General features: G+C 75.7%; 16 protein-coding genes and 1 pseudogene. 11 read left to right on the forward strand and 6 right to left on the reverse strand.

Features of this window, described 5'->3' with window-relative positions; translation table 11 throughout:
* From ABIE39_RS14865 to ABIE39_RS14880, 4 genes and pseudogenes are all read left to right on the forward strand, one after another.
* Positions 1–91: pseudogene (locus ABIE39_RS14865) on the forward strand (glucosamine-6-phosphate deaminase); the annotation flags it as partial.
* Between the two features lie 229 nt (positions 92–320).
* The gene (locus tag ABIE39_RS14870; RefSeq protein ID WP_354052358.1) at positions 321–629 is read left to right on the forward strand and encodes a hypothetical protein; all 309 of its coding nucleotides are present in this window, start codon (positions 321–323) and stop codon (positions 627–629) included.
* 108 nt (positions 630–737) lie between these two features.
* Positions 738–1,073 carry a DUF3039 domain-containing protein gene (locus tag ABIE39_RS14875; protein ID WP_021482851.1) on the forward strand — a complete coding sequence of 112 codons (336 nt, stop codon included), beginning with the start codon at positions 738–740 and terminating at the stop codon, positions 1,071–1,073.
* Positions 1,070–2,926 (forward strand): DEAD/DEAH box helicase, encoded by a 1,857-nt coding sequence (locus ABIE39_RS14880; RefSeq protein ID WP_354052360.1) that lies wholly within the window; start codon positions 1,070–1,072, stop codon positions 2,924–2,926. Before ABIE39_RS14875 ends, ABIE39_RS14880 begins: the two co-directional genes overlap by 4 nt.
* A gap of 36 nt (positions 2,927–2,962) precedes the next feature.
* Here the strand turns inward: ABIE39_RS14880 and ABIE39_RS14885 are convergent, their stop codons facing one another.
* Positions 2,963–4,393 (reverse strand): nicotinate phosphoribosyltransferase, encoded by a 1,431-nt coding sequence (locus ABIE39_RS14885; RefSeq protein ID WP_209827438.1) that lies wholly within the window; start codon positions 4,391–4,393, stop codon positions 2,963–2,965.
* Between the two features lie 113 nt (positions 4,394–4,506).
* On the opposite strand from ABIE39_RS14885, the gene clpS reads away from it, so the two are divergent.
* The 6 genes from clpS to rdgB all read left to right on the forward strand — a co-directional run bounded on the left by clpS (position 4,507) and on the right by rdgB (position 8,742).
* The gene (gene clpS / locus ABIE39_RS14890) at positions 4,507–4,794 is read left to right on the forward strand and encodes an ATP-dependent Clp protease adapter ClpS (protein WP_209827769.1); all 288 of its coding nucleotides are present in this window, start codon (positions 4,507–4,509) and stop codon (positions 4,792–4,794) included.
* The gene (locus ABIE39_RS14895) at positions 4,791–5,474 is read left to right on the forward strand and encodes a DUF2017 family protein (RefSeq protein ID WP_175008071.1); all 684 of its coding nucleotides are present in this window, start codon (positions 4,791–4,793) and stop codon (positions 5,472–5,474) included. Before clpS ends, ABIE39_RS14895 begins: the two co-directional genes overlap by 4 nt.
* A gap of 88 nt (positions 5,475–5,562) precedes the next feature.
* Positions 5,563–6,366, forward strand: a complete 804-nt coding sequence (gene murI, locus ABIE39_RS14900; protein ID WP_031316087.1) for a glutamate racemase — start codon at positions 5,563–5,565, stop codon at positions 6,364–6,366.
* Positions 6,366–7,196, forward strand: a complete 831-nt coding sequence (locus tag ABIE39_RS14905; protein WP_354052362.1) for an MBL fold metallo-hydrolase — start codon at positions 6,366–6,368, stop codon at positions 7,194–7,196. Before murI ends, ABIE39_RS14905 begins: the two co-directional genes overlap by 1 nt.
* A 92-nt stretch (positions 7,197–7,288) precedes the next feature.
* Positions 7,289–8,059, forward strand: a complete 771-nt coding sequence (rph, locus tag ABIE39_RS14910; RefSeq protein ID WP_354052364.1) for a ribonuclease PH — start codon at positions 7,289–7,291, stop codon at positions 8,057–8,059.
* Positions 8,056–8,742: an RdgB/HAM1 family non-canonical purine NTP pyrophosphatase gene (gene rdgB / locus ABIE39_RS14915; protein WP_175008074.1), complete on the forward strand. Its 687-nt coding sequence runs from the start codon at positions 8,056–8,058 to the stop codon at positions 8,740–8,742. Before rph ends, rdgB begins: the two co-directional genes overlap by 4 nt.
* Here the strand turns inward: rdgB and ABIE39_RS14920 are convergent.
* Entirely contained in the window at positions 8,731–9,180 is a 450-nt protein-coding gene (locus ABIE39_RS14920; protein ID WP_175008075.1) for a DUF3054 family protein, read from the reverse strand. The genes rdgB and ABIE39_RS14920 overlap by 12 nt on opposite strands.
* Positions 9,181–9,290: 110 nt before the next feature.
* On the opposite strand from ABIE39_RS14920, the gene ABIE39_RS14925 reads away from it, so the two are divergent.
* Entirely contained in the window at positions 9,291–10,922 is a 1,632-nt protein-coding gene (locus ABIE39_RS14925) for an ABC-F family ATP-binding cassette domain-containing protein (RefSeq protein ID WP_209827444.1), read from the forward strand.
* Between the two features lie 63 nt (positions 10,923–10,985).
* On the opposite strand, the gene ABIE39_RS14930 is transcribed toward ABIE39_RS14925, so the two are convergent.
* The 4 genes from ABIE39_RS14930 to ABIE39_RS14945 all read right to left on the reverse strand — a co-directional run bounded on the left by ABIE39_RS14930 (position 10,986) and on the right by ABIE39_RS14945 (position 15,385).
* On the reverse strand, positions 10,986–11,528 hold the full coding sequence (locus ABIE39_RS14930) for a flavodoxin domain-containing protein (RefSeq protein WP_209827447.1): 543 nt from the start codon (positions 11,526–11,528) through the stop codon (positions 10,986–10,988).
* 132 nt (positions 11,529–11,660) lie between these two features.
* Complete coding sequence (locus ABIE39_RS14935; protein ID WP_043652560.1) at positions 11,661–12,230, reverse strand: NUDIX hydrolase family protein; 570 nt, start codon at positions 12,228–12,230, stop codon at positions 11,661–11,663.
* 106 nt (positions 12,231–12,336) lie between these two features.
* Positions 12,337–13,938 carry a pyridoxal phosphate-dependent decarboxylase family protein gene (locus tag ABIE39_RS14940; protein WP_354052367.1) on the reverse strand — a complete coding sequence of 534 codons (1,602 nt, stop codon included), beginning with the start codon at positions 13,936–13,938 and terminating at the stop codon, positions 12,337–12,339.
* On the reverse strand, positions 13,931–15,385 hold the full coding sequence (locus tag ABIE39_RS14945) for an MFS transporter (RefSeq protein WP_175008078.1): 1,455 nt from the start codon (positions 15,383–15,385) through the stop codon (positions 13,931–13,933). The genes ABIE39_RS14940 and ABIE39_RS14945 overlap by 8 nt, the downstream gene beginning before the upstream one ends.
* Positions 15,386–15,431 lie beyond the last annotated feature (46 nt).

A 15,431-nucleotide genomic window follows, 5' to 3' on the forward strand; every position in this document is an offset into this window, starting at 1 on the left:
CCTGGTCGACGACGCGGCGGCCTCGCGCCTGCAGCTGGGGGACTACTACCGCCAGACGTACGCGTCCAAGCCCGACTGGCAGGGCCTCTGACCCGACGGGTCGACGACGCCTCGCGGGAGCTCCCGCGACACCGAGCCGCCCGTCGGCGCGCGGTCCACGCCCCTGGGCCGTCGCGTCGGCGGGCTTCGTCGTGCCGTCGTCACGGGCGTCGACGAGCACCCCAGTCAGCCACGACCTCGCGTTCTGTAATATCTGCTGACAAAGTCTTGCTCTCTGATACCGCGCCTGCGAGAGTTCTCGTGGCACCAACGCCGGTGCCATGTCGAAGGGGGTCATCTCGATGAAGAAGAAGCTTGCCGGTCTCCTCCTTGGCGCGGGTCTCGTCCTCGGTCTCGCTGTCGGGCCGGTCGGTGCGGCCCACGCCAACGGGGGCGTGACCTGCCCCTCAGGGCGGACGGTGTACTTCACGTCCTCCTCGCCGTTCAAGGTCCGGGTGTACCCGCCCCAGGGCGGTCAGCTCTACGCGAGCAGCAAGATCGGCACACAGCACCGCGTCTACACGGGGCGCCAGAGCATCCTCGAGTGGCACGTCGTGAGCGGCAACCCGTCGGTGAGCTGCGCAGCATGAGCCGGGTGCCTGTGGGGCGGGAGCCGCCCCACAGGCACGCGCCGGCGCCCGGGCCGCGTGTCGGGCGGCCCGGCTCGACCGTCACCTGCGCGACGTAGACTTCCCTCCATGATCGAACTGCGCGCGAGCACGCCACCCGGGGGTCCCGAGGACCCGTTCCGGACCCCTGCGACCGAGCCGACGACCGGCACGTCGACCGGGGTGCTCGAGCGCGAGGAGACGCGCGAGCAGACCGAGCCCGGCGACCACGAACGCTTCGCGCACTACGTGCGCAAGGAGAAGATCATGCAGTCGGCGCTCTCCGGCAAGCCGGTGATCGCACTGTGCGGCAAGGTCTGGGTGCCCGGTCGTGACCCGAACAAGTTCCCCGTGTGCCCCACGTGCAAGGAGATCTACGAGGGACTGCGAGACCCGCAGGACGGCGAGGGTGACTCCGGCAAGTGAGCGCGGAGCACCACACGACGTCCACCGGTCACTCCGCCCCCGACTCCCGTAGCAGCAGGACCTCGCCGCCGGCGCCCCAGAGCCCGTCGTCCGCTGCGGCGTCGCACCTCTCGCCCGCGTTCCCGCGGCGCGCCCCGTGGGGCTCGGCGTCCAAGCTGCGTGCCTGGCAGGCCGAGGCGCTCGAGCTGTACCGCACGCGCTCGCCGCGCGACTTCCTCGCCGTCGCGACGCCCGGCGCGGGCAAGACGACGTTCGCGCTGCGCGTCGCGACCGAGCTCCTGGAGCAGGGCGTGGTGCGGCGCGTGACCGTCGTCGCCCCGACCGAGCACCTCAAGCACCAGTGGGCCGACGCCGCGGCCCGCGTCGGCATCCGGATCGACCCGAACTTCCGCAACAGCCAGGGCCGGCACGGCGCGCACTACGACGGCGTCGCGCTCACGTACGCGCAGATCGCCGCGAAGCCGGCGCTGCACGCGGCGCGCACGACGGCCGACCGCACGCTCGTCATCCTCGACGAGGTGCACCACGGCGGCGACGCGCTGTCGTGGGGCGAGGCGGTGCGCGAGGCGTTCGAGGACGCGACCCGGCGCCTGGCGCTCACGGGCACGCCCTTCCGCTCGGACACCGCGGCCATCCCGTTCGTCGAGTACGAGCGCGGTCCGGACGGCATCCGGCGGTCGCGCGCCGACTACACGTACGGGTACGGCGACGCCCTGCGCGACCACGTCGTGCGCCCGGTGCTGTTCCTCTCCTACTCGGGCAACATGCGCTGGCGCACCAAGGCCGGCGACGAGGTGAGCGCCCGTCTCGGCGAGGCGCTCACCAAGGACATGACGGGGCAGGCGTGGCGCACCGCGCTGGACCCGAACGGCGAGTGGATCCCGTCGGTCCTCGCGGCGGCGGACAAGCGGCTGACCGAGGTCCGGCGGGCGATCCCCGACGCGGGCGGCCTCGTCATCGCGACCGACCAGACGGACGCGCGCGCGTACGCGGGCCACCTCGCGCGCATCACCGGGAAGTCGCCGACGGTCGTCCTGTCCGACGACGACGGCGCGAGCAGCCGCATCGAGGAGTTCTCCGACGGCGACGCGCGCTGGATGGTCGCCGTCCGCATGGTGTCGGAGGGCGTCGACGTCCCGCGGCTCGCGGTGGGCGTGTACGCGACCTCGACCGCGACGCCCCTGTTCTTCGCGCAGGCCGTCGGGCGGTTCGTGCGTGCCCGCAAGCGCGGCGAGACGGCGTCGGTGTTCCTGCCCAGCGTGCCCCACCTGCTCGAGCTCGCGAACGGGCTCGAGCTCGAGCGCGACCATGCGCTGGACCGGCCGCTCACCGCGGAGGAGCAGGGCGAGGGGTTCAACCCCGAGGACGCGCTGCTCGCTGAGGCGAACCGCGAGGACAAGGCGTCGGGCGAGCTCGTCCAGGGCTCCTTCGAGGCGCTCGAGGCGCAGGCGTCGTTCGACCGCGTGCTGTTCGACGGCGGCGAGTTCGGCACGGGCGCGGACGTCGGCTCGGACGAGGAGCTCGACTTCCTCGGGCTGCCCGGTCTGCTCGACGCGGACCAGGTCACGACCCTCCTGCGCCAGCGGCAGGCCGACCAGATGAGCGCGCGCTCCCGCACCACGCAGTCCGCGGAGCGCGAGCGTGCCGAGATGGACCACCGGCGCGCCGCGGAGCTCCGCAAGGAGCTCCAGCAGCTCGTCTCGGCGTGGTCGCGCCGCAGCGGGCAGCCGCACGGGTCGGTGCACACCGAGCTCCGGCGCCGCTGCGGAGGTCCCGAGGTCCCGCTCGCGACGGTCGAGCAGCTCGGCGCGCGGGTCGCGACGGTGCGCGGCTGGTTCGTCGGCAGGCGATAGCCGCGCGTCGCCCGGCGGTGCCGGGTGCCGGTCGCGTCAGGACAGCGTGTGCACGACCGTCGGGATCGCCGGGTCGCCGGCGGAGAGGCGACGCGCGCCGCGCGGCAGCTCGGCGCGCGCCTCGCGGTGGCGGTGCGCGGCGTTCTCGACGCCGTACGACCCGACCCAGCGCGAGTCGACGGCGCCGTCGACGACGAGCGGCACCTGGAGCCGGCGCAGGTCGACGTCGTCGGGCTCCCACTCCTGGACGGCGAGGTCGTCGCCGGAGACGACGACCTCCTCGACCGCGCGCCCGTCGGCGTCGTAGCGGCGTGCGGCGCACTTGCGGCCGCCGGTGCTCGTCTTGGCGGTGGACGCCTTGGCGACGGGCTGGAGCACGCCGGTGGAGTCGGCGCGGGCGACGAGCTTGTAGACCATGCCGCACGTGGGGGCGCCGGAGCCGGTGACCAGGGACGTGCCGACGCCGTAGGAGTCGACGGGTGCGGCGGCGAGCGACGCGATGGCGTACTCGTCGAGGTCGGAGGTCACGGTGATCTTCGTGTCGTGCGCGCCGAGGGCGTCGAGCTGGCGGCGCACCTCGACGGCGAGGACGCCGAGGTCCCCGGAGTCGAGCCGGACGGCGCCGAGGCGGCCACCGGCCGCCTTGACGGCGTTCTCGACGCCGCGGCGCACGTCGTAGGTGTCGACGAGCAGCGTGGTGCCGGGGCCGAGGGAGGCGACCTGCGAGGCGAAGGCGGACTCCTCGTCGTCGTGCAGGAGCGTGAAGGCGTGCGCGGCGGTGCCGATGGTGTCGAGGCCGTACCGGCGGCCCGCCTCGAGGTTGGACGTCCCGGCGAACCCGCCGACGACGGCGGCCCGCGCCGCGGCGACGGCCGCCTGCTCGTGCGCGCGCCGCGCGCCCATCTCGAGGCACGGGCGCTCGACGGCGGCGCTCGTCATGCGGGACGCGGCGGACGCGACGGCCGAGTCGTAGTTGAGGATCGACAGCACGAGGGTCTCGAGCAGCACCGCCTCGGCGAACGTGCCCTCGACGGTCATGACGGGAGACTGGGGGAAGAAGACCTCGCCCTCAGGGTATCCGGTGATCGTGCCCGTGAAGCGGTAGCCGGCGAGGAACTCGAGGGTGCGGTCGTCGACGACGGACTGCGCGTGGAGCCAGTCGAGCTCCTGCGCGGAGAAGCGGAACGCCGACAGCGCCTCGAGCACCCGTCCGGTCCCGGCGAGGACGCCGTACCGGCGACCGGGCGGGAGGCGGCGCGTGAAGACCTCGAACAGGCAGTGCCGGCCCGCGGTGCCGTCGGCGAGCGCGGCCTGGAGCATCGTCAGCTCGTAGCGGTCGGTGAGGAGCGCCGTCGACGCGGCCGGCTGGTACGCCGGCTGGTACGTCGACCGGTGCGTCGGCGAGGCGGAGGGGGCAGCGCTGTCGGTCGCGGGGAGGGCGACGCTGCCCGGGTCGGCGAGGCTCATGCGGAATACCGTAGGGCAGCGACCGCCGCGGTGGGTGCCGACAGGCCCGCGAATACAGTGGTCACGTGAGACCCCACCCGATCTTCACCCGTCCCGCGGTCGCGCGGGCGTCCTTGACCGTGCCCGAGGAGGCGGTCCGCTCCGAGGAGGAGACCCGGCTCGACAGCCCGTGGGTCACGCTCGTGTGGAACGACCCGGTCAACCTCATGAGCTACGTCGCGTACGTGTTCGAGTCGTACTTCGGGTACTCGACCGCGCGGGCCCACGAGCTGATGATGCAGGTGCACCGGGAGGGCCGGGCCGTCGTGTCGACGGGCGACCGCGAGCGCATGGAGGTCGACGTGCAGGCGATGCACTCGTTCGGGCTGTGGGCGACGCTCCAGAAGGACGGCGAGCAGTGAGGCCGTTCCGCGCGGAGGCGCACGGGTACGTCGCCGAGCTCGAGCCGTCGGAGCGGATCGTGCTGGCCCAGCTCGCGGGCGACGTCGCCCAGATGCTCCAGGAGGGCGTGCCCGGGCGCGCGCCGGACGCACCGGGCCGTGCCGTGCCCGACGACGCGTGGTCGCCCCCGGGCTGGACCGGCCCGACGCCCGGCGGCGGCGGGTCGGAGGCGACGCCGCCGCCGGACCCGGCCGTGCGCCGTCTGCTCCCGGACGCGTCCGACGACGTCGAGGTGGCGCACGAGTTCCGGCGCTTCACGCAGGACGACCTGGCGGCGCGCAAGGTGGGGCGGCTGGTGCTGCTCGGCCGGATGCTCGTGGACTCCGAGCCGGCCGAGGCGGCGCCGTTCGTCGTCGGGCGCGAGGAGGCGGAGGACGTCGCGGGCGCGCTGACCGACGTGCGCCTCGTCCTGGCCGAGCGCCTGGGGCTGCGCACGGACGAGCAGGTGGAGGGCCTCTACGACGAGCTGGACCGCGAGGGCGACGACGGCCCCGACGACGGCGAGGTGGGTGGTGCGCCGCGCCGCTTCCTCGTGAGCGTGTTCCTCCTCACGGGGCTGCTCCAGGAGTCGCTCGTCGACGGCATGCTCGCGGACCTGCGGGCGGGGCGCGGCGGTCCGCGCCCCGAGCCGCGGGACTGAGCGTGCCCGGGGCCTGTGGGCGCTGCCACAGCCACGTACGCGTGGTTCGGGGCGCCTCGCGCGGGACGGCGACAGTAGGCTCGGCCGGGTGAACGACGCTCCCATCGGGATCTTCGACTCGGGCGTGGGTGGCCTGACCGTGGCTCGCTCGATCCTCGACCAGCTCCCCAACGAGGCCCTCCTCTACATCGGGGACACCGCGAACAGCCCGTACGGGCCGAAGCCGCTCGCGGCGGTCCGGGCGATGGCGCTGGCGATCATGGACCAGCTCGTCGACGACGGCGTGAAGATGCTCGTCATCGCGTGCAACTCCGCCTCGTCCGCGGTGCTGCGCGACGCGCGCGAGCGGTACACGCAGCGCCACGGGCTCCCGGTCGTCGAGGTGATCCTCCCGGCGGCGCGCCGCGCCGTGGCCGCGACGCGGTCGGGCCGCATCGGCGTCATCGGGACGCGGGCCACGATCACGTCGCGCTCGTACGAGGACGCGTTCGCCGTGACCCCCGGCCTGACCCTGACGACCCAGGCGTGCCCCGAGTTCGTGCCGCTGGTCGAGCAGGGCGTGACGTCGGGCCCCGAGGTGCTGGAGGTCGCGCACCGCTACCTGGACCCGGTGAAGGCCGCGGGCGTGGACACGCTCGTGCTCGGGTGCACGCACTACCCGCTGCTGACGGGCGCCATCTCGTACGTCATGGGCGACGAGGTCACGCTCGTATCGAGCGCGGAGGAGACGGCGAAGGACGTGTACCGCACGCTCGTCGCGCACGACCTCGAGCGCTCGCGGGACGCGGGGCCGCCGCGGCACCGGTTCCTCGCGACGGGGAGCGCGGAGCCGTTCGAGCACCTCGCGCGCCGGTTCCTCGGCCCCGAGGTGCTGAGCGTGGAGGCGGCCTGATGCGTCTCGTCACGGTCGGGTGCTCCGGGTCGTTCGCGGGCCCGGCGTCGCCCGCGTCGTCGTACCTGGTCCAGGTCCCCGCCGCGGAGGCCGCGGCCGCGGGCTTCGAGGCGCGCGACTGGAACGTCGTGCTGGACCTGGGCAACGGCTCGCTGGGCGCGCTCCAGCGGTTCGTCGACCCGCTCGACCTCGATGCGGTGGGACTGTCCCACCTGCACCCGGACCACTTCGTCGACGTGTGCGGCCTGTACGTCTACCTGCGCTACCACCCGGTGCGCGGCTCGACCCGCACGGGCGTGCCGAGCCGGCTCACCGTGCTGGGCCCCGCGGGCACGGCCGCCCGCATCGAGGCGGCGTACGGCGCGGAGCCGGGCGACGGCGTGACGGAGGAGCTCGACGTGCGCACGTGGGAGCCGGGCGCGCCGGTCCGGGTGGGCCCGCTCGTCCTCGAGCCGTACCGCGTGTTCCACCCGGTCGAGGCGTACGGGGTGCGTGTCACCGGGCCGTCGACGCTGCGCCCGGGGGAGAGCGCCGTCCTCGCGTACACGGGGGACACGGACGCGTGCGACGGCGTGGTCGAGCTCGCGCGCGACGCCGACCTGCTGCTGTCGGAGGCGGCGTTCCACGAGGGCCGCGACGACGGCGTGGAGCGGGGCATCCACCTCACGGGGCGGCGCGCGGGCGAGGTCGCGACCGCGGCCCGCGCGCGCCGGCTCGTTCTCACGCACCTGCCCGCGTGGAACGACCCCGAGCGCTCGCGCGCCGAGGCGCGCGAGACGTACGCCGGCCCGGTCGACGTCGCGACGACGGGCGCGGTCTTCGACCTCTGACCGCCGAGTGCGGGAGCTCGTCGCGGTCGGCCCCGGACGGCGCGACGGATTCCCGCGCTCAGCGGTCGGCCGGCGGTCGGTAGGGTGGCGGCATGACCGCCCCCTCCTCGTCCACGGGCACGGCCGCGCCCCTCCGCGCCGACGGCCGCACGCCCGACCAGCTCCGCCCCGTGACCATCACCCGCAACTGGCTCGACCAGGCCGAGGGCAGCGTGCTCGTCGAGTTCGGCCGCACGCGCGTGCTGTGCGCGGCGTCGTTCACCGAGGGCGTGCCGCGCTGGCGCAAGGGGTCGGGCGAGGGCTGGGTCACCGCCGAGTACGCGATGCTCCCGCGCGCGACGAACGAGCGCAGCCAGCGCGAGTCGGTGAAGGGCAAGATCGGCGGGCGCACGCACGAGATCTCCCGCCTCATCGGCCGGTCCCTGCGCGCCATCATCGACGTCTCCGCGCTCGGCGAGAACACGATCGTGCTGGACTGCGACGTCCTCCAGGCCGACGGCGGCACGCGCACCGCCGCGATCACCGGCGCCTACGTCGCGCTCGCCGACGCCGTCGCGTGGGGCCAGCGGCACGGCCACATCAAGGGCGGCAAGCCCGTGCTGACCGACTCCGTCGCGGCCGTGAGCGTCGGCATCATCGACGGCACGCCCATGCTCGACCTCCCGTACGTCGAGGACGTCCGCGCCGAGACGGACATGAACGTCGTCGTCACGGGGTCGGGGACGTTCGTCGAGGTCCAGGGCACCGCGGAGCACGCCCCGTTCGACCGCGCCGAGCTCGACGCGCTGCTCGACCTCGCGGTGGCCGGCACCGCCGACCTCACCGCGATCCAGCGCGCGGCGCTCGCGGCGGACGCGCGGTGAGCGGCGCACCCGGGGCGACGGGCGTCGTCGTGCCCGACGGCGCGCGCCTCGTCCTCGCGACGCACAACCCGGGGAAGATCGCCGAGCTGCGCGCGATCCTCGCGGCGGAGCTCGACGCGCACCCCGGCCTCGAGCTCGCGCCCGGGGCGATCGTCGGGGCGGGCGACGTCGGTGCGCCCGAGCCGGTCGAGGACGGCGTGACGTTCGCCGAGAACGCGCTCATCAAGGCGCGCGCCCTGGCCGCGGCCACGGGGCTGCCGGCCGTCGCGGACGACTCCGGTCTCGCCGTCGACGTGCTGGGCGGCGCGCCGGGCATCTTCTCGGCGCGCTGGGCCGGGCGGCACGGCGACGACGTCGCGAACCTCGAGCTCCTGCTCGCGCAGCTCGGCGACGTGCGCGCCGAGCACCGCGCGGCCGGGTTCGTGTGCGCCGCGGCGCTCGTGACGCCCGACGGCACGGAGGTCGTGCGCACGGGGGAGATGCGCGGGACCCTGCTCACGGCGCCGCGCGGCGCGAACGGGTTCGGCTACGACCCGATCCTCCTGCCGGACGAGCAGCCGGAGGCAGGGGCGGACCGCTCCGCGGCCGAGCTGAGCCCGGCGGAGAAGAACGCGATCAGCCACCGGGGCAAGGCGTTCCGCGCTCTCGCGCCGGACGTCGTCGCGGCGCTCTCAGCGCGGTAGGGGGCGGCCGGCGAGCTCGCGCTCGCGGCGTCGGCGGTCGCCCGGCCGCAGCACGCCGACGAGCGCGACCACGCCGCGCCAGCCGAGCATCGTCACCGCGAGGAACCCGAACGACACGAGCTGGAAGGCCGGGGCCACGCCCTGGTCGGTGAGCACGCGGAGCAGGACGCCCAGCGCCCACGTGCAGCCCCAGACGACCACGCCCGTCGGCCACAGGGCCCACGGGCGACGCCACGCGCGCGTGACGAGCCAGCCCAGCGCGGTGCCCGCGGCGAACGGCCACGCCACGACGAGCAGCCGGGCCAGGCCCTCGTCGGCGGAGTGCGTCGCGAGGCCGCCGGTCGCGAGCGCGAGGACGCACGCGACGTCGGCGAGCGCGGCGAGCAGGACGAGCCCGGGGCGACGAGCGCGCGGTCCGGTGGGCGCGAGGTCGGTCATGCTCCCGACGGTACCCCGCCCGCGAGGTCGACCCGCACGGCCGAGATCTACCCTCGGGAGGTCGATCCGGCGACGGCCGGGTCGATCTCGCGGAACATAGGGTGGTCCCCGTGCACCTCGCCGCCGACGACCTCGCCTTCGCCTACCCCGGACGTCCCGTCCTCGACGGGGTCGGGCTGCGCGTCGCCGCCGGGACGCGGCTCGGGGTCGTGGGGGAGAACGGCACGGGCAAGTCGACGCTCCTGCACGTGCTCTCGGGCGACCTCGCGCCCGGCCGCGGGGAGGTGCGCCGCGCGGGCTCGCTCGCGCTCGTCGAGCAGGAGCTCGCCATCGCGCCGGGCCAGACGGTCGGCACGCTCGTCGCCGCGACGCTGAGCGGGCTGCGGGCGGTCGCCGCCGAGCTCGAGGCGGCGGCCCGCGACTTCGACCACGAGGCGGGCGACCTCGCCGAGCTCACGGAGATCCTCGCCCGCGCCGAGCACCTCGCCGTGTGGGACGCGGACCGCCGGGTCGACGTCGCGCTCTCGCGCCTCGGTGCGTGCCGCGACCGGGACCGTGAGCTCGCGACCCTGTCCGTCGGCGAGCGCTACCGCGTGCGGCTCGCGTGCCGGCTCGCCGAGCGCGCCGACCTGCTCCTCCTCGACGAGCCGACGAACCACCTCGACACCGGCGGGATCGACTTCCTCACCGGCGAGCTCGTCGCGTGGCGGGGCGGCGTGGTGATGGTCACGCACGACCGGCAGCTGCTCGACGACGTCGCGACCGAGATCCTCGACCTCGACCCGGCGATGGACGGGAAGCCGGTGCTCTACGGGCAGCCGGGGTACCTCTCCTACCGGTTCGCGAAGAACCAGGCGCTGCACCGGTGGCGGCAGCGGTTCCGGGCGGAGCAGAAGCGTGCGGAGAAGCTCGCCGCGGTGCTCGACGCGTCGTACGAAGGGCTGTCCGACGAGTGGCGCCCGCCCAAGGGCAGCCAGAAGCACCGCCGCGCGACGCGCGCCCGGATCCACGTCAAGGCCGCGGACCGGCGCCTCCAGCAGCTCGAGGCCGAGGCCGTCGAGGTGCCCGTGCCGCCGCTCCAGCTCGTGTTCCCCGAGCTCCCCGCGATGTCGCCCGGTTGGGAGCCGGGCGACCCGGTGCTCGAGCTGCGCAGCCCGCGCGTCGGGCCCGACGGCGGCGCGCGCCTCGACCTGCCCGGGACCCGGGTCGCGCTCCCGCCCTCGGGACGCCTCCTCGTGACCGGGCCGAACGGCAGCGGCAAGTCGACGTTCCTCGCCGCGCTCGCGGGCCTGGTGCCTCTCGACCGCGGCACGCGGTCCGTGGTCGACGGCGCGCGGCTGGGCGTCGTCGCGCAGGAGGGCCCGGCGCTGCCCCCGGAGGCGGAGGACCGCACCGGGTTCGACGAGTACGCGCGCGAGGCGCTCGACCTGCTCGACGCCGGTCGCCTGGACCCGGACCATCTCGTGCCCGTCGCGTTCCTCGGCCTGCTCACGGAGGAGGATCTGGAACGCCCGCTGCGCGAGCTGTCCGCGGGGCAGCGCCGCCGGTTCGACCTCGCCCGCGCGCTCCTGGCGGCGCCGCACGTGCTCGTCCTCGACGAGCCGACCAACCACCTGTCGATCGACCTCGTCGACGAGCTCACCGAGGCGCTGCGCGTCACCCCCGCGGCGGTCGTCGTGGCGACGCACGACCGCCGCATGCGCGAGGACCTCGACGACTGGCCCCGGCTCGAGCTCGGCTGACCCGCCGGGCCCTCGCCGCCGGGGCGGCTCGGGCGTCGTGGCCCTGGCGTGTCAACGGCGGGGTCAGCGGCCCTCGGCCGGGCTCTCCGCCGGGACGAGCACCTTGCCCAGCGCGCGACCCCACGCGCGCGCCCGGTCGAGCTCGCCGTCGTCCAGGGGGCCCTGGACGTCGCCGACGTAGAACGACGCGGACGGAACGACGAGCCGGAACCCCGCGCGACGCATGGCCCGGGCGGCGCCGCGGGCCGCGGAGCCCGGGAGCGACCGGACCTTGGTCGCGCGCGTGTCGAAGGTCGCGGCGAGCCGTTCCTCGTCCTGGGGCGGGAGGGACTCCACCCACTCGCGCAGGCCGGTCGTGCGGTCGGAGACCGGTCCGGTCGCGCGCTGCACCGCCTCGGCGCGCGTCGCGGGCCGCGTCATGCCGAGCGCGTGGGTCGGCCCGCCGGCCACCAGGAGACCCACGTGCCGCAGCGCGTCCGGGGCGGCGGCCGGGTCGGTCACGTCGGCGACCGTGACCCGCACCGTCTCGCACAGGCCCTCCGCGATCGCCTGCGCGACGCGTTCGCTGTTGCCGTACATCGACTCGTAGACCACCGCGGCGTCCATCGCGCACACCCTCCGTCGACCGCCCGTCCCGGCCGGACGGGTCCCCTCCCTCAAGCCTCCGGGGCGGGGAGCGCGAGACCCAGGGTCGGGCGGACGGAGCGCGCGGGTCGTTGGTCCCGCGCGCCGCGTCGGTCACGGCAGGCGACCCACGTACGCCATCGCCTGGCGCAGCAGCACCCCCTGGCCGCCGCGCATCTCGAGCTGGACCTCGTCGCTGCACGCCTGCTCGGGCGTGAGCCACGCGAGCTCGAGGGCATTCTGCTGCGGCCGGCAGTCGCCCGTCACCGGCACGACGTACGCGAGCGAGACCGCGTGCTGGCGCGGGTCGTGGTACGACGTGATGCCCGGCGTCGGGAAGTACTCCGCGACCGTGAAGGGCTGCGGCGAGGCGGGCACCTGGGGCAGCGCGACCGGGCCGAGGTCCTTCTCGATGTGCCGCAGCAGCGCGTCGCGGATGCGCTCGTGGAACATGACCCGGCCGGAGACGAGGGCCCGCGTCATCATGCCCTCGGGCGTCACGCGCAGCAGGAGGCCGACCGCGACCACGTCGCCCGAGTCGTCGACCCGGACCGGGACGGCGTCCACGTAGACGAGCGGGAGCTGGGCGCGCGCCACCGCGATCTCCTCCGGGCTGAGCCAGCCCGCGGGGCGCGGGTTCTCGTGGGAGAAGTCGTCGGGCGGGAAGTCGGCGGTTTCGGTCACGCGACTGTTCTACCCCGAGCGCTGCGGCGGGGCGAGTCCGCCCCCGGCGCCGCACCACGGCGCAGCCGCACACGCAGCCGTCACGCGGTGCCGTCACGCGGTGCCGTCATGCGGTGCCGGGCGTCTCCGCGTGCGGCTCGGAGACGCGCGCCACGATCTCCACGAGCGCCCGCTCCGCGACCGGACCGGGCAGCACCTCCATGAGGGCCATGAGCGGGGCGAGGCGGTCGGGCAGCACGGAGCCGCGCTGCGCGTCGTCGTCGCCCTCCGCGGTGCGGCCGCCTCCGGCGAGCACCCCGGCGAGCGCCCCCCACACGTCGTCGGCGGTGGGCGCGGCGTCACCGTCGGGAGCGAGCGCACCGGCGAGCGCGCCGAGCACGCCGCCCACGTCGGGGCGCCCGGCCCCGCGGACGGCGTCCGCGCCTGCGCCGAGCGCCGCGACGAGGTCGTCGAGGCCGGCCTCGGTGACGGGGGTGACCGTGAGGTGGGTCGTGTGCGGCAGGCGCGTGCCGTCGTCCTGGACGAGCCCGGGCTGGGGCTGGAGCACCCACCCGAGGGACCGGACGGCGTCGGCCCACAGGTGCGGGTCGACGCGCCGCTCGGACGGCACGGACTCGTCGGTCGCCACGGCGACGAGCGGGCCGGTGGGGCGCCCGACGACGCGGAGCCCGTCGATCGCGTCCACGGCCGCGTGCAGGGCGTGCGTCGCGCGCACGCACCGCGCGGTGAGGGCCGTGTACCCGGCGGTGCCGAGCGCCTGGCTCACGGCCCACGCCGCGGCGAGGGGCGCGGCCGAGCGGGAGCCGGAGAGGGTGGGGTTGACGACCGGGTACCCCGGCCAGCCCGTGGTCGCGAAGAACTGGAGGCGCTGGCGGTCGCGCCCGCGCACGAGCAGGACGGACGCGCCCTTGGGTGCGTAGCCGTACTTGTGCACGTCCGCGGAGATGCTCGTCACGCCCGGCACGGAGAAGTCGAACGGCGGCACCGCCTCGCCCCCCGCCGCGACCCAGAACGGCAGCACCCAGCCGCCGACGCACGCGTCCACGTGCACGGGCACGCCGCGCGCGGCGGCGGCCTCGGCGACCTCGGCGACCGGGTCGACGACGCCGTGCGGGTACGACGGCGCGGACACGACGACGAGCGCGACGTCGTCGGCGTCGAGCGCCGCGACGAGGTCGGCGGCGGCGGGCGTCCCCGTCGCCGGGTCGACGGGGACGAGTGTGAGGTCCACGTCGAGGTGCTGGGCGGCCTTGCGGAACGCGGCGTGCACGCTCACGGGGGCCACGACGCGGGGGCGCACGTCCGGGTGCTCGGCGCGGAACGCCTCGCGCGCGATCTTCACCGCGAGCAGGCAGCTCTCCGTCCCGCCGGACGTCACCGAGCCCACGACGGCGTCGGGCCCGTCGGCGGGTCCGTGCAGCATCGTGCGCGCGAACGTGAGGAGCTCGCTCTCCATGACGGCCACCGACGTGAACGTCGTGGGGTCGAGACCGTTGACCGGCTGGACGGCCCGTGCGGCGGCGGCGGCGAGCTCGTCGAGCTCGGCGAGACCGGGGTCGTAGACGTAGGACAGCACGCGTCCGCCGTGCGTCGGGGCGTCGGAGGCCCGGAGCGCGGCGAGCCGGTCGAGGATCCCGTCGGTGCGCAGCGGCACGTCGTCCGCGGGCCGCGGCAGGGCGCCGGGGGCGCTCGCTCCCGCGTCAGTCACGGGCTCGGTCGGTCGGGGAGTGGTCACGCGGCAGCTCCGGTGCTGTGTCGTCGATGTCCCCCCTGCGCAGACCGTAGCGCACGAGCGGGACGAGGCTCAGCAGGACGAGCGCGGCGGGCACGACCGAGAAGGAGAGCGCGATCCCGTCCACCGCGGCGGCGGGCTGGTCGACCGTCTCGCCCGCCCGCGTGGACACGTACCCGGTGACGCCCAGGACGAGCGAGAGCACCGCGGCGCCGAGCGCCATGCCCGTCGTCTCGCCCGCCGTCCACACGCCGCTGAAGGCGCCGCCGCGGCCGTCGCCGTGCGTCCGCGCGTCGTGCGCGATGGCGTCGGGGAGCATCGCGAGCGGCAGCGCCTGCATGCCCGCGTACGCGACGCCGGCGAGCGCCGTCGGGAGGTAGACCCATGCGCCCGGTGCCCACACGAGCGGGACCATCCCGAGCGCGGCGACCGCGAACAGCACGGTCGCGACGACGAACCCGCGCTCCTTGCCGTCGCGGCGCGCGAGCCGCGTCCACACCGGCATGCAGAGCAGCGCGGGCGCGACGAGCGCGGCGAAGAGGTAGCTGACGGCCGCCTCGTCGCGCAGCACGTACCGCGCGACGTACGCCGCCCCGGCGAGCATGAGCCCCGTCGCGACGGCCTGGAGCACGAACGCGGCGAGCAGCGTGCGGAACGGGCGCGAGCGGCGCAGCGCGTCGACCGCCTCGCGCACGGCGAGGGTCCACGCGCGCGCGGCGGAGGAGGGCGCCGTCGCCCCGGCGGCGGCACCGGCGGGCGCCGCGGGAGCGTCGGCCGGGGGAGCGGGCGTGCCCCGGCCGCGGGGCGCGACGCGCGCCGCCACGAGCATCCCGGCCCCGATGACGACGCCCGACACGATGCCCATGACCAGGTACCCCGTCGTGGAGTCGCCGTCACCGCGCAGCGCCGGTCCGCCCGCCCCGAACAGGAGGATCGCGAACGCGAGCGTCGCGACGCGCCACGCGAGCAGGCGGGTGCGGCCGTCGTACGTGGGGTCGAGCTCCGCGGGGAGCGCGATGTACGGGACCTGGAAGAGCGAGAAAGCGGTCGCGGCCAGCAGGAACGCGACGAGCACCCAGATCGCGGCGGCGGTCGGGCCCGCGGCCGCCGGGACCGCGAACGTCAGCGCGAAGAGCACGGGCAGCGTGAGGGCGCCCAGCGTCATGAAGCGACGGCGCGAGCCGGTGCGAGCCAGGTCCCGGTCCGACCCGTACCCGATGAACGGGTCGACGACGACGTCCCACACCTTGGCGCCCGTGACGATGAGGCCGGCGGCCGCGGCGGGGACCGCGAGCGCGTCGGTGAGGTAGACGAGCAGGACCAGGCCGGGCAGGGTGCCGAACCCGCCGGTGCCGACGGACCCGGCGGCGTAGCCCGCGACCGTGGCGCGCGAGAGCCGGTGGGCGGAGGTGGCGTGCGTCACAGGGGCAGCGTAGAGGGTGCGCGCGCCGGGCCTGCGCGGTCGTGCG

Source organism: Cellulosimicrobium sp. 4261, from assembly GCF_040546915.1.
Lineage (GTDB): Bacteria > Actinomycetota > Actinomycetes > Actinomycetales > Cellulomonadaceae > Cellulosimicrobium > Cellulosimicrobium cinnabarinum.

Excerpts from the sequence above, each read along its gene's own strand:
- ABIE39_RS14870 (WP_354052358.1), top strand. The coding sequence starts at position 321 with ATGTCGAAGGGGGTCATCTCGATGAAGAAGAAGCTTGCCGGTCTCCTC.
- ABIE39_RS14875 (WP_021482851.1), top strand. The coding sequence starts at position 738 with ATGATCGAACTGCGCGCGAGCACGCCACCCGGGGGTCCCGAGGACCCG.
- ABIE39_RS14885 (WP_209827438.1), bottom strand. The coding sequence starts at position 4,393 with ATGAGCCTCGCCGACCCGGGCAGCGTCGCCCTCCCCGCGACCGACAGC.
- ABIE39_RS14905 (WP_354052362.1), top strand. The coding sequence starts at position 6,366 with ATGCGTCTCGTCACGGTCGGGTGCTCCGGGTCGTTCGCGGGCCCGGCG.
- rph (WP_354052364.1), top strand. The coding sequence starts at position 7,289 with ATGACCGCCCCCTCCTCGTCCACGGGCACGGCCGCGCCCCTCCGCGCC.
- ABIE39_RS14920 (WP_175008075.1), bottom strand. The coding sequence starts at position 9,180 with ATGACCGACCTCGCGCCCACCGGACCGCGCGCTCGTCGCCCCGGGCTC.
- ABIE39_RS14930 (WP_209827447.1), bottom strand. The coding sequence starts at position 11,528 with ATGGACGCCGCGGTGGTCTACGAGTCGATGTACGGCAACAGCGAACGC.